Genomic DNA, 13,271 nt, shown 5'->3' with positions numbered 1-13,271 from the left:
CATAGAGAAAATGTCCCGGAAGGAAACAGAGCCGGCAAGGGAGAAATGAAGAATATGAAAGCATACAAAAAAGAGAAAAAGAAGTATCTGAACAGTATGGGCGGCAGAAGGCTGAAAGTGCGGGTTCACATGCTGCTGCTGGGGATGCTTTCCCTGGGAATTGTTATATATTCTGTAGTTTGTACCATTCAAATGAAATCAAAGGATGCCAAAACCACAAAAGAATATGTAAGGAATTATGTGGAGCAGCGGGCTGATATGATAGACATGGAAATCAGCAGCAATACAGCCATGATGACGGGACTGGCCGAGACTCTGACAGAAGAAAAACCCCGGGATGGATATAGAAAGTTACCTGGAGACTAAGAGGAAGCTGTATGGTTTTGATTTTATTGCGCTATATGATGATAAAACAGGAGAGGTACAGCTTGCTGGAAAAGGTTTTGAGGATGTAAACAGGGAAGAACTGACAGAAAACGATGTGTTTGGGCAGGAATTAAGAGAAGGACATTGTGCGTCCTGTATGGAAGAGGAACGAATGGTCTATGCCGTAAAGACAGGCAGCGCCAGTGAAGAAAAAACTTTGTGGGCAGCAGCTTCGTCAGAAGAAATAACAAGTATTATGATGTCTAAAACGTTCCAGGAAAAAAGCAGTACTTATGTGGTAGATAAAACGGAGCAGGTACTTCTGTCTTCCGGGGAAGAAGAGAGCATGGCGTTTTGGAATCTTGTCGTAGGACAGAAGGAAGATAAAGAGATTCTGGAAAATGCAGAACGTATGAAAGAAAATATCAGCAACCACAAGGGCGGCGTTTTCCGTATCCTTCTGCCCGGCTATAAGAGGTATTACCTGGCTTACGAGCCTCTGGAAAGAAGAGGATGGACAGCTGTAACCATTGTTTCTGCGGATTTGTTTTCCGGTTTTTCTGATTCTTACGTAGTGAAAATGATGGGAAATCTGGTTGTGGTTATGCTGGTGTTCGGCGCTTATTTTTCCTGCTGTTTAAAAGCTACAGCGAGGGGGAAAAGAAACTGGAACACCTGGCTTTTTCCGATGAGGTGACCGGAGGAATCAATAAGCTGGAGTTTCAGATAAAATATCGGCAGCTTTGCAGAAAGCATATTGCAGAACAGTATGCCATTGTTATGATGGATTCGGTGGACTTTAAGATTGTGAACAGAAATCTGGGCGCAAAAAACGGAGATAAACTGCTTCGCTATTTTTATGCTGTAATGGCGGAGGCGTTAAAAGAAGAAGACAGAGAGTTTGTTACCCGGACAGAAATGGATCATTTCTTTTTATGTATGAAGGAAACGAATTTTCAGGTTATCCAGGAGCGGTTAAATGCCATAGTAAGGGAGATTAATACCTTTCAGGGGATGGATTTACCGAAATATAAGATTCGGTTTCGCAGAGGTATCAGCTTTGGCGACAGTTCTGAAACGGATGTAACGGTGATTCAGGATCAGGCCAGAGCAGCCTTGAAGAACCAGAAGTAGAAGCATATTTAGAACAGGAAAAAGAAAATACTTCCGACCTATGTGCTCTGTTTCTTTTGGACTTGGATCATTTCAAAGAAGTGAATGATACGTTGGGTCATATAGTAGGAGATAAGGCCTTGCATGAAGCAGCAGCCAGCCTGAAATCCGTTATCCGAGCCAAGGATTTGATATGCAGAATCGGAGGGGACGAGTTTATGCTGTTTATCAAGGATGCGGAGAGCGTAGCGGATATTCGTTTCTGCGCGGAGAAGATAAACAGAATTTTGGTAAAAACCTACGAAAAAGACGGAAAAGAAGTGACAGTCAGCGCTTCCATAGGCATTGCCCTTGTGGAAGAAGGAATTACGTTTGAAAGCCTTTATGAAAGGGCTGACAGAGCGCTTTATGAGGTGAAAAACAAACACAGGAATCAATATTGGATTGCATAAGAGAGGGGATATAAAAATGGATGAAAGAGGAATGCAGAAGCGTCTGAGAAAGATAACACTTTTCTTTACTCTGGTGAGTCTTGTGCTCTTAATGGGAAGCGGAGGCATTTCCATCCTGCTGAATCATACGTTTCAGAATGAAATCGAAGATCAGATTGTGACAGAGACAAACAGGCATAGAACCAATATCAACAGAAAAATTGACACAGACCTGCAAACTCTTTATACCCTGTCAAGTTTTATGGAGTTCAGCGGAACCATAGACAGCAGCCAGTTTGCAAAGGGATTGTATGAATCCAACAATGAGAACAGCTTCCTGCAGATGGGATACTTTGAAAAGGGCGGAACAGGAATCCGCGTAACCGTCAATGGCGCCATGGAAGAAAATATGAAGGCAGAAGAGACGGATTCCACTTTCTATGAGAGCATTCAGAAAGCCTGGGACGGGAAAAGCGTGGTTTCCGATGTCTATCATGACAGCGCAGCAGATGAAGATTTCATTGCGTATGCAGTTCCTGTACAGAAAAATGGAACGGTGGTAGGCGCCTTGACGGCCTGTGAAAGCACGTCGGTGTTTTTTGATGTATTAAGTATTAAAAGTGGTTTCAGTGAACAGACAAAGGTTCGGGTTATGGGGACAGACGGAAAATTTTTTCTGCCTGCCCAGTCCGGAGATCAGGCAGACTCTGTTTCTGATATTCTTCTCTCTGAAAAAGAGCGGACAGCATTTCAGAACATGTTGGAACAGGGAAAAAGTAAATTTATGGAGGTCAATGAGAATGGGCAGACTTGCCGGATGTTTGCAGAGCCGGTAGGGGTTCATGACTGGTATCTGGTGCTGACTGCCACAGAACGGGGAATCAGCGAGCCACTGTACCAGAACCTTCTGATTACGAGGATTATTTTCTTCCTGCTTCTGGCTCTTTCCGGTATGTGTATCCTGTATGGCGCCCGTCTGATGAAGCGAAACAGCAGAGCACTTCTGCGGTTTGCCTATTATGACCAGCTGACAGGCAGTTATAATATGGTGAAGTTCTCCCACATGCTGGAAGAAACCATTGCCAGTACCCGGGATTTCAGTCTGGTGGCCATGAACATCCGCAAGTTTAAGTTTATCAATGAGACTTTTGGAGATGAAGTGGCTAACCAGCTGCTGTGCTATGTGAAAAAGGTGCTGGATGAGGCAGTTTTTGAGGGAGAGTTCTTCTGCCGGGAAACTGCGGATAAGTTTTACATACTCATGAGAACTTCAGATGAAAACCTTGTGCAGAGGCGTCTGGAGGAGATTACAGAGCACATTCGTGATTTCTTTCTGCACTACAACCGGCAGTACCGCATGATGATTTATGCAGGGGTGGTGACCGGGGCAGAGATAAACGGCAGTTTTGTGAAGCGGGAAGAACTTATGAGTCATGTCATGTTTGCATTGGACAGAGCGAAGAAGCGGCAGCAGGATGATTTTTCCGGATCAGTTTATTCCGCTGTTTGAGCAGAATGGTTTCTGTACAGAACTGGATTTGTATATGGTAGAGCTGGCATGCCGTCAGATTCGCCAGTGGATGGATGAAGGAAAGGAAGCCATTCCCATTTCGGTCAATCAGTCCAAACTGTTGTTTTACAAGGACGGATATGTGGAAAATCTGTGTGAAATCATGGAACGGTACCATGTGCCGGCTAAGATGATTACCCTGGAAATTCTGGAGGGCCTGGCTCTTGGGGATGCAGAAGGATTAAACAGCAGAATCCGGGAACTGAAAGAAAAGGGCTTCCAGATTTCCATGGATGATTTCGGCAGCGGCTACTCTTCTCTGAACATTCTGTGCAGTCTGGAAATTGATGAATTGAAGCTGGACAGAGCGTTTCTGATGGAAATGCCGGGTCATAAAAAATGGCAGCAGCAGATTGTGATGGAACAGATTGCACAGCTGGCAAAGAAAATGAACATGACGACTGTGGCAGAAGGCGTGGAAACCTGGGAAGACGAAGCCTTTATTCTGAAAGCAGGCTGTGATTACGGACAGGGGTATTATTACAGCAAACCTCTTTGTGCCGCTGAATTTACGGAAAAATATATGTAGAAAAAAGGCTCCTTTGGTTTAAAGGAGTCCTTTTTTAAACTGTATCATCATTTCACGGGTAAGGCTGACATCATAGTCGTCATAGGGGATTTCTTCCCGTTCAAACCACTGTGCCACAGCCAGTTCGTTTTTGTCTAAGGTGATGGTATCTTCTCCCTCCAAATCGCAGACAAAGCCGGCCAGAAGGCTGCCGGAAAGTCCCCAGGGCTGGCTCTTGTAGTAGCGGATATTCTTCACTTTTAAACCAACCTCTTCCATGACCTCTCTTTTTACGGTTTCCTCCAGGGTTTCTCCGATTTCTGCAAATCCCGCAATAAGGGCATAGCGTTTGGCGTTTCTTCCCGCATATTTTGACATGAGAATTTTGTTCCCGTTGGTAACCGCCACAATGACGGCTGGAGAAATTTTAGGATATTCTGTGGATTGGCACTGAGGACAGTACATCATGCGCTCTTTTTCGTCATGGATGAGTTTGTGTCCGCAGGTTCCGCAGAACCGGCGTCCTTTATACCAGTTGTAGAGATGAAAGCCGGTGACAAGTCCGAAACACTGCTCCTTAGGCTGCATACTGCGGAAAATGGAAATATCCTGATATGTAAAGTCTGCAAATTCTTCTGCCTCATAATCAAAAAGCAGGAAATATCTTTGTTCGTCAATGGAAAAAAGATAAATACAGGCACTGGGAGAAAGGTTCTGGCTGCCAGAGAGCGTTTCCCAGGTGGGGAAGGTGAGAAGCCCGTCTCTTATGGCGCCAAGGATTTCCCGGCTGCGGAAGGAGAGAATGAAATCTCCGTTCTCAGGCTGTGCGTGGGTGTATTCGTTGTGATAGCAATGAAAATCAAGGTCCTGAATCATGTTGATTACCTCCGAATGTAAAATAAAGTAAGACAAATCAGTTACAGTTTTTCGCAGGGGATTTGCTGCTGTCTGAAAAATTTCTGAATCAAATCGTCCCAGACGTGGTCAAGGGATTTATCCAGGGTAAAGGTCTTTAGGGAAGTACCAGTGGTACAGGTCAGTGTCTTTCCGTCATACTGGAAATTGACAAATAACCCGAAAACATCATCAGAGGAAAAGTTCAGATGATTTCCCAAAAGAAGTTTTTCCGTATTTTTTTCGGAAAGACGGAATACAATCTTAAAGTGAAGAGGTGTTTTCTTTCCTTTCATCATGGAAAAGCAAAAGGGTTTAATATCCCGCCAGAGCGAATAAGTCTGCTTTTGCGTCTGGAGGAGTTGGGCCTCCTGTGTATCGTAAAAGTCTGTATGCAGAGTACCGTCAATGGTAAAGGTTGCAAAGGTGGTGACAGAGGCCTCGCACAGCCAGAAGCTGTCAAAGGTACTGCCGATAAGAAGCTTGGACATGAAATCCTTTAAGTCCACAATCTGCAGAGCAATCATAGTAAGAATCCCTCGTTTCTCTAAAAATTACTGCATGAAACACAGATAAGAACAGTATAAACGAAAATCAGAAAAAATCCTAGAGTTTTCCCGGAAAAAACCTTTTCAAATAGCAGGCTTTGTGTTATTATAAGACATGGTATTAAAAACTACATAAAGAGGTTGTTGAAAATGAGTTATAAAATAGTGATAGACAGCTGCGGCGAACTGCCCGAAAGCTGGAAAACAGATGAAAATATAGAAAGTATCCCCCTGACGCTTACGGTAGAAGGAGAGGATATTATAGATGATGAAACCTTTGACCAAAGCGCTTTTTTGAAAAAGACCGCACAGAGTCCGGAGTGTCCGAAATCTTCCTGCCCTTCTCCGGAGCGGTATATGCAGGCTTATGACTGCAGTGCAGAGCGTGTATATGCAGTCACCCTGTCTTCTAATCTGAGCGGTTCTTACAACAGCGCCGTGCTGGGAAAAAATCTTCTTCTGGAGAACCGGCCAGAGCAGAAAATATATGTCTTTGATTCCCGTTCTGCTTCGGTAGGGGAAACGCTCATTGCCATGAAGATTCGGGAGTGCGAGGAGCAGGGCATGGCGTTTGAGCAGGTCGTTGAAACGGTGGAGGCGTACATTGATTCCCAGAACACATACTTTGTCCTGGAGAATCTGGAGACTCTGCGCAAAAACGGAAGACTCAGCAATCTGAAAGCCTTTGTGGCATCTGCGCTGAAAATCAAGCCGGTGATGGGGTCCACCCCGGAAGGTACCATTGTGCAGCTGGACCAGGCCAGGGGCATTAATAAGGCCATGATGAAAATGGTGGATTATGTTGCCCAGAGGGCAAAGGACAGCGAGGAAAAGGTGCTGGCTATCAGCCACTGCAACTGTCCGGCCAGAGCGGAAATTGTAAAAGAGGCGATTTTGCAGAGAGTTTCCGTAAAAGATGTGGTGATTCTGGATACGGCAGGTGTCAGCACCATGTATGCCAATGACGGAGGCGTGATTGTAGTCTTATAGTTTTGTTTTGCAATTTGTCTCACAAAGGAATTGACAGGAAGAAAAAAATCAGATATAGTAGAAATGCTATGGGATACAAAGTTCGACAGATTCCATGCAAATATTTATGTGACCATCCCGGAAGGGATTAAGGCCATACGGACAGCCGGGTCAACTGCCGATTGGCAACGGAAGTTGCCTTATTGATTGAGTTAAAAGCTCAAATTTTATAAGTTGGTAACTTTACAACCAGTGCGTACAGATGCACATCAACTTGTGAAACGGTCAATAAGAGTAGTAAAAGTAAGATATTTGCTATATAGACTCTGAACTTGAGTAATTCCATAATCAAACCTTTATTTTCTGCCTTGTGCAGAATTTAAAAACATGGATAAGAAATGGTCAGCCGCAGGTGATGTGTAGAAATATACGTCATTTGCGGCTTTTTACGTTTGCTTTAAGCCTGCGAAAAAGCCATATTTCAGGAAGAAAAAGGAGTTATCCGTTGTGGGCGAGAAAATGAAATTGTATGGATTTAATAATTTGACGAAAGCCCTGAGCTTTAATATTTATGATGTCTGTTATGCAAAGACGGCCAGAGAGCAGAAAGACTATATTGCCTATATTGACGAGCAGTACAATTCCGAAAGACTGACGGGGATTTTAACCAATCTGACGGACATGATAGGAGCCCAGGTACTGCATGTTTCCCAGCAGGATTATGAACCCCAGGGGGCGTCCGTGACTTTGCTGATTGCAGAAGGGTCTATGATTCCCGCAGGCAGCACTCAGGTGGCTCATCTGGACAAAAGCCATGTGACAGTGCATACTTACCCGGAATACCATCCGGAAACCTGTCTGGCCACTTTTCGGGTGGACATTGATGTGGCAACCTGCGGAGAAATTACACCGCTGTCTACACTGGATTACCTCATAGGCTCTTTTGATTCGGATATTATTACCATGGATTACCGGGTACGGGGCTTTACCCGCAGTGTAAACGGCAGGAAGCTGTTTATGGATCATAAGATTACATCTATTCAGGATTATATTGCAGCAGAAACCCTGCAGCGGTATGATGCGGTAGACATCAATGTGTATGAGGCAAACCTTTTCCACACGAAAATGATGTTAAAGGAAATTGATTTGCAGAATTATCTTTTTAATACAGATATTTACGAACTGCCGCCCAAGAAACGGCTGGATATTATGAACAGCCTGCGGCGGGAAATGATAGAGGTCTTCAGCGGAAGAAATATTTACTGACAGGGGAGATGGGAAAATGGGAAAATTATCTCAGGAGAATGCCCCTATTTATGAGGCGTTGGAAAATTTAAGAAAGATGCGGGTGGTGCCTTTTGATGTGCCGGGACACAAAAGAGGCCGGGGAAATCCGGAACTGACACAGCTTTTGGGAGAGCAGTGCATGAACATGGATGTAAATTCCATGAAGCCTCTGGACAATCTCTGCCATCCCGTATCCGTGATTAAGGAGGCGGAGGAACTGGCGGCAGAGGCCTTTCATGCAGCCCATGCTTTTCTTATGGTGGGAGGCACGACCTCCTCGGTGCAGAGTATGATTCTCTCGGTAGCCAAAAGAGGGGAAAAAATCATCCTGCCTAGAAACGTACATAGAAGTGTGATTGGGGCCATGGTGCTGTGCGGGGCAGTTCCGGTTTATGTGAATCCCCAGTGCAGCCAGAGGCTTGGGATTCCTCTTGGTATGTCTGTGGAAGATGTGAGACGGGCTATAGAGGAAAATCCGGATGCAAAGGCCGTGCTGGTGAACAATCCCACCTACTATGGGGTCTGTTCGGATATCCGCTCTATTGTGAAGCTGGCACATGAGCATGGCATGTACTGTCTGTCTGACGAGGCCCATGGAACGCACTTTTATTTTTCGGATAAGCTGCCGGTATCGGCGATGGAGGCCGGAGCGGATATGGCAGCGGTATCCATGCACAAGTCCGGGGGAAGTCTGACCCAGAGTTCCCTTTTGCTGACAGGACCGGGAATTTCGCCGGGACATGTCCGCCAGATTATCAATCTGACCCAGACTACCAGCGGTTCGTATCTTCTCATGTCCAGTCTGGATATTTCCAGAAGAAATCTGGCTCTGCGGGGAAGAGAAACCTTTGAAAAAGTCATGGAACTGGCCGAATACGCCAGAAGCGAAATCAATGAGATTCCAGGCTTTTATGCCTTTTCCAAAGAACTGATAAACGGTGACAGTGTTTTCGATTTTGATGTGACCAAGCTTTCTGTACATACGCTGGAAGTAGGGCTGGCAGGCATTGAAGTCTATGATCTGCTCCGGGATGAGTATGACATTCAGATAGAATTCGGAGATTTCGGCAATGTGCTGGCATACCTTTCCATTGGAGACAGAAAGCGGGACGTTGAGCGTCTGGTTTCTGCTCTTTCAGAGATTTCCCGCAGATTCGGGAAGGAAAAGGTGGATTTGCTGGAACAGGAGTATATACCGCCCCTGGTAGCGGTATCTCCCCAGGATGCGTTTTATGCGCCCAAAGAGGCACTGCCTCTGGAGCACTGTGTGGGACGGATATGCAGTGAATTTGTCATGTGCTATCCGCCGGGGATTCCTCTTCTTGCACCGGGAGAACAGGTGACACAGGCCATTGTGGAACATATTGTATATGCAAAAGAAAAGGGCTGTACCCTTACCGGGCCGGAGGATGAGGAAATTCGCCAGCTCAACGTACTGAAAGGAGTGTAGTATGGAATTTTGGTTTTCGGAAAAACAGACAAAGGATGTGAAATTTTCCATTCGTGTAGACCGGCAGCTTTACAGCGGTCAGAGTGAATTTCAGAGGATTGATATTTTTGAATCGCCGGAATTCGGAAGATTTCTCACTTTGGACGGCTACATGATGCTGACGGAGAAGGACGAGTTTATTTATCACGAAATGATTACCCATATCCCCATGGCAGTACATCCTAAAGCGGAAAAGGTATTGGTTATCGGCGCGGGAGACGGAGGTGTCATCCGGGAACTGGTTCGTTATCCGGAAATAAAGCAGATTGATTTGGTGGAGATTGATGATATGGTGGTGGAGGTCTGCCGCAAATACCTGCCTAAAACCGCCTGCTGTCTGGATGATGAGCGGGTAAACATCCGCTATGAGGACGGCCTGAAATACATCCGCAGATGTGAAAATAAGTATGACTTGATTATTGTGGATTCCACAGATCCCTTTGGCCCGGGGGAGGGGCTTTTTACCAGAGAATTTTACGGAAACTGCTATAAAGCGCTGAAGGAAGACGGCATTATGGTGAATCAGCATGAAAGTCCTTTCTATGAGGAGGATGCCAGAGCCTGCCAGAGAGCACACCGGAATATTACGGAAACCTTTCCGGTCAGCCGGGTGTACCAGGCCCATATTCCTACATATCCTTCCGGACACTGGCTTTTTGGATTTGCTTCCAAGAAGTATCATCCGCTGAAGCATTTGAGGGAAAAAGAATGGAATACCCGGGGGATTCAGACACGTTACTATACGACAACGTTGCATAAAGGGGCATTTTATCTGCCTGCGTATGTGGAGGAACTTTTGAAAAATGTTGAGAAAGAATGTTGAAACTTTTCTGGAATGTGATAAGGATTATGAGGAGGCTGAGGTCATTCTTTTTGGTGCACCGTTTGATTCTACCACCTCCTTTCGTCCGGGAACCAGGTTTGGCAGCAGCGCCGTCCGTCATGAGTCTTTTGGACTGGAAAGCTACAGCCCTTACCAGGACCGGGATTTAATCGACAGTCTGGTAATGGATGCGGGGGATTTGGAGCTTTGCTTTGGAAATACCAGAGATGTTCTGTCTGCCATCCGGGAGAGAGCCGGGGAAATTTTACGGGATGAAAAACTGCCTTTTATGGTAGGGGGAGAGCACCTGGTGACGCTTGGAGCCTTTGAGGCTGTGCAGGAGAAATACCCGGAGATTTGTATCATTCATTTTGACGCCCATGCAGATTTGCGTGAGGATTATCTGGGAGAAAAGCTGTCTCATGCCTGCGTACTGCGCCGCTGCTGGGACTTGATTGGAGACGGAAAAATTTACCAGTTTGGTATCCGCTCCGGGGACCGGGAAGAGTTTTCCTGGGCCAGGGAACACACCTGTATGCAGAAGTTTGATTTTGAAGGGCTGGAAGAGACCCTTGCTGCCCTGGAAGACAGACCGGTTTATTTTACCGTGGATTTGGATGTGATGGACCCGTCCGTCTTTCCGGGAACCGGAACGCCGGAACCGGGAGGGGTGAGCTTTGACAGGCTTCGCCGGGCTGTGACGCTGGTATGTGAAAGAGCCAGGGTAGTGGGCTGTGATGTGAATGAGTTAAGTCCGCACTATGACGCCAGCGGAAGTTCTACGGCAGCAGCAGGAAAGATTATCCGGGAAATGCTGCTGGCTCTTACGAAGAAGGCATAATACCAATTTATTTATAACATACATAAAACCAAGAAAACAGGAGGAAACAAATATGGGAAAAGCGTTGATTATCGGATGTGGAGGCGTAGCCTCTGTAGCAATTCACAAATGCTGTCAGAACAGTGAGGTATTTGAGGAAATCTGTATTGCCAGCCGTACAGTATCCAAATGTGACGCGTTAAAGGCAAAGCTGGAAGGTACGACAAAGACAAAAATTACAACTGCGCAGGTAGATGCAGACCAGGTGGAGGAACTGATTGCTTTAATCGAAAAGGAAAAACCGGATGTGGTTCTGAATCTGGCTCTTCCGTATCAGGATTTGACTATCATGGATGCCTGCCTGGCTACGAAAACCCATTACATTGATACTGCAAACTATGAGCCGGAAGATACGGCAAAGTTTGAGTACAGCTGGCAGTGGGCATATAGAGAACGCTTTGAAAAAGCAGGCATTACGGCGCTTTTGGGCAGTGGATTTGACCCGGGAGTAACAGGGGTGTTCAGCGCCTATGCCCTGAAACATGAATTCGACGAAATCAATTATATTGATATTCTGGACTGCAACGGCGGTGACCACGGATATCCGTTTGCCACCAATTTTAATCCGGAAATCAACATCCGGGAGGTTTCTGCAAAGGGCTCTTACTGGGAAGACGGTCACTGGGTAGAGACAGAACCTATGGAAATTAAGAAAGAATACAATTTCAAAGAAGTAGGACAGAAGGATATGTACCTTCTTCATCATGAGGAAATTGAAAGTCTGGCACTGAATATTCCGGGGATTAAGAGAATCCGTTTCTTTATGACCTTTGGACAGAGCTATCTGACACATTTAAAGTGTCTGGAAAATGTGGGAATGACTTCCATTGAACCGATTTTGTTTGAGGGAAAGGAAATCGTACCGCTGCAGTTCTTGAAAGCAGTGCTTCCGGACCCGGCCTCTCTGGGACCGCGCACCAAGGGAAAAACCAACATTGGCTGTATTTTCCGCGGCAAAAAAGACGGAAAAGAGAAAACCTACTATCTGTATAATATCTGTGACCACGAAGAGGCTTACAAAGAAACCGGCTCTCAGGCGGTTGCCTATACCACAGGTGTGCCGGCTATGATTGGAGCTATGATGGTCATGACCGGAAAGTGGAATAAACCGGGTGTACACAATATTGAAGAGTTTGATCCGGATCCATTTATGGATGCTTTGAATACCTGGGGGCTTCCATGGCAGGAAGACCATAATCCGGTACTGGTGGATTAATGGCAGGGGGAGAAAAAAATTCCTTTTCCACACCGTATTTTCTGGTGGACGAAAAGAAACTTGTGAAAAATCTGGAGATTTTAAAGCAGGTTTCTGACCGGACGGGCTGTAAAATTCTGCTGGCACAAAAGGCATTTTCTATGTTTTATGCCTATCCGCTGCTGAGAAAATATCTGGCGGGAACTACAGCCAGCGGTCTGTATGAGGCAAAGCTGGGGCATGAAAACTTCGGCGGGGAAACCCATGTGTTTTCCCCTGCATACAGGGAAGAGGAATTTGAAGAATTGCTGCAGTATGCAGATGATGTGGTGTTTAATTCCCCGGGGCAGGTGCGAAAGTATGCAAAAAAGGCAAAACTGGCGGGGAAATCCGTGGGACTGCGGATAAATCCCGAATGTTCTACCCAGGAGGGACATGCTATCTATGACCCGTGCGCCTCTTTTTCCAGGCTGGGAACTACGCTGGAAAATTTTGATGAGGCATTGCTGCCGCTTTTGGACGGGCTGCATTTTCATACTTTGTGTGAGCAGGGAGCAGATGCTTTGGAAATTACCTTAAAAGCTGTGGAAGAGAAGTTTGGAAGGTACCTTTCCCGGATGAAATGGCTGAATCTGGGAGGAGGACATCATATTACAAGAGAGGATTATGATGTGGAGGCTCTTGCAGAGATGGTGAAGCGGCTGAAAGAAACTTACGGAGTAGAGGTTTATCTGGAGCCGGGGGAGGCAGTTGTGCTGCAGGCAGGATTTCTGGTATCAGAAGTTTTGGAAGTGGTTCACAATGGCATGGATATTGCTATTTTGGATACTTCCGCTGCCTGTCATATGCCGGACGTGCTGGAAATGCCTTACCGTCCCCCTGTGAAAGACAGCGGGCTGCCGGGAGAAAAAGCCTGCACAGTAAGACTTGCAGGACCAACCTGCCTGGCCGGAGACGTCATAGGAGATTATTCCTTTGACACACCGCTGAAGCCGGGCGACCAGGTGGTATTGGAGGATATGGCGCTTTATACCATGGTGAAAACCAATACTTTTAACGGTATGCCTTTGCCGGATATAGTCTGGGAAGGGATAGATGGGAAAAGAAAACTGGTAAAGAGGTTCGGATATGAGGACTTTAAAAACCGGCTTTCCTAAGTATAGAGAAGACTGCTGCGGGCTTTGTCTTTAAGAGGACA

At 46.0% G+C, this 13,271-nt stretch carries 14 protein-coding genes and 1 pseudogene; 13 read left to right on the top strand and 2 right to left on the bottom strand.

All coding sequences use genetic code 11. From position 1 onward, the window contains the following. The first annotated feature begins 54 nt into the window (after nucleotides 1-54). From WKT17_RS00370 to WKT17_RS00345, 6 genes and pseudogenes are all read left to right on the top strand, one after another. Nucleotides 55-366 (top strand): hypothetical protein, encoded by a 312-nt coding sequence (locus WKT17_RS00370; protein WP_291681211.1) that lies wholly within the window; start codon nucleotides 55-57, stop codon nucleotides 364-366. Next, complete coding sequence (locus tag WKT17_RS00365) at nucleotides 338-1,063, top strand: hypothetical protein (protein WP_294542580.1); 726 nt, start codon at nucleotides 338-340, stop codon at nucleotides 1,061-1,063. The genes WKT17_RS00370 and WKT17_RS00365 overlap by 29 nt, the downstream gene beginning before the upstream one ends. Then, nucleotides 1,060-1,500, top strand: coding sequence for a GGDEF domain-containing protein (locus WKT17_RS00360; protein WP_298059916.1), 441 nt, complete (start codon nucleotides 1,060-1,062; stop codon nucleotides 1,498-1,500). The genes WKT17_RS00365 and WKT17_RS00360 overlap by 4 nt, the downstream gene beginning before the upstream one ends. Nucleotides 1,501-1,520: 20 nt before the next feature. After that, nucleotides 1,521-1,931 (top strand): annotated as a pseudogene (locus WKT17_RS00355) (GGDEF domain-containing protein); the annotation flags it as partial. Nucleotides 1,932-1,947: 16 nt separating this feature from the next. Next, entirely contained in the window at nucleotides 1,948-3,420 is a 1,473-nt protein-coding gene (locus WKT17_RS00350) for a sensor domain-containing diguanylate cyclase (RefSeq protein WP_291681209.1), read from the top strand. Beyond that, nucleotides 3,386-4,009 carry an EAL domain-containing protein gene (locus WKT17_RS00345; protein WP_173748795.1) on the top strand — a complete coding sequence of 208 codons (624 nt, stop codon included), beginning with the start codon at nucleotides 3,386-3,388 and terminating at the stop codon, nucleotides 4,007-4,009. The genes WKT17_RS00350 and WKT17_RS00345 overlap by 35 nt, the downstream gene beginning before the upstream one ends. Nucleotides 4,010-4,027: 18 nt before the next feature. Here WKT17_RS00345 and nudC read toward each other — a convergent pair whose 3' ends face one another. Beyond that, nucleotides 4,028-4,864 carry an NAD(+) diphosphatase gene (gene nudC / locus WKT17_RS00340; protein ID WP_291681208.1) on the bottom strand — a complete coding sequence of 279 codons (837 nt, stop codon included), beginning with the start codon at nucleotides 4,862-4,864 and terminating at the stop codon, nucleotides 4,028-4,030. A 41-nt stretch (nucleotides 4,865-4,905) separates the two neighbouring features. Next, nucleotides 4,906-5,409 (bottom strand): DUF5721 family protein, encoded by a 504-nt coding sequence (locus WKT17_RS00335; RefSeq protein WP_173748793.1) that lies wholly within the window; start codon nucleotides 5,407-5,409, stop codon nucleotides 4,906-4,908. A gap of 171 nt (nucleotides 5,410-5,580) precedes the next feature. Between WKT17_RS00335 and WKT17_RS00330 the strand changes: the two genes are divergently transcribed. From WKT17_RS00330 to nspC, 7 genes are all read left to right on the top strand, one after another. Next, nucleotides 5,581-6,420, top strand: coding sequence for a DegV family protein (locus WKT17_RS00330; protein WP_291681207.1), 840 nt, complete (start codon nucleotides 5,581-5,583; stop codon nucleotides 6,418-6,420). 486 nt (nucleotides 6,421-6,906) lie between these two features. Continuing rightward, entirely contained in the window at nucleotides 6,907-7,665 is a 759-nt protein-coding gene (speD, locus tag WKT17_RS00325; RefSeq protein ID WP_173748791.1) for an adenosylmethionine decarboxylase, read from the top strand. A gap of 16 nt (nucleotides 7,666-7,681) precedes the next feature. Further along, nucleotides 7,682-9,136 (top strand): aminotransferase class I/II-fold pyridoxal phosphate-dependent enzyme, encoded by a 1,455-nt coding sequence (locus WKT17_RS00320; RefSeq protein WP_291681206.1) that lies wholly within the window; start codon nucleotides 7,682-7,684, stop codon nucleotides 9,134-9,136. A gap of 1 nt (nucleotide 9,137) precedes the next feature. After that, nucleotides 9,138-9,998 carry a polyamine aminopropyltransferase gene (speE, locus tag WKT17_RS00315; protein ID WP_173748789.1) on the top strand — a complete coding sequence of 287 codons (861 nt, stop codon included), beginning with the start codon at nucleotides 9,138-9,140 and terminating at the stop codon, nucleotides 9,996-9,998. Next, nucleotides 9,979-10,839 (top strand): agmatinase, encoded by an 861-nt coding sequence (speB, locus tag WKT17_RS00310; protein WP_291681205.1) that lies wholly within the window; start codon nucleotides 9,979-9,981, stop codon nucleotides 10,837-10,839. Before speE ends, speB begins: the two co-directional genes overlap by 20 nt. Before the next feature lie 52 nt (nucleotides 10,840-10,891). Continuing rightward, entirely contained in the window at nucleotides 10,892-12,094 is a 1,203-nt protein-coding gene (locus WKT17_RS00305; protein WP_173748787.1) for a saccharopine dehydrogenase family protein, read from the top strand. After that, entirely contained in the window at nucleotides 12,094-13,230 is a 1,137-nt protein-coding gene (nspC, locus tag WKT17_RS00300; RefSeq protein ID WP_291681204.1) for a carboxynorspermidine decarboxylase, read from the top strand. The genes WKT17_RS00305 and nspC overlap by 1 nt, the downstream gene beginning before the upstream one ends. Nucleotides 13,231-13,271 lie beyond the last annotated feature (41 nt).

The organism is Blautia sp. HCN-20427 (assembly GCF_037890365.1).
GTDB lineage: Bacteria > Bacillota > Clostridia > Lachnospirales > Lachnospiraceae > Blautia.
Note: the sequence above shows the minus strand (reverse complement) of the source record. Positions and strands in the feature narration are given on the sequence as shown.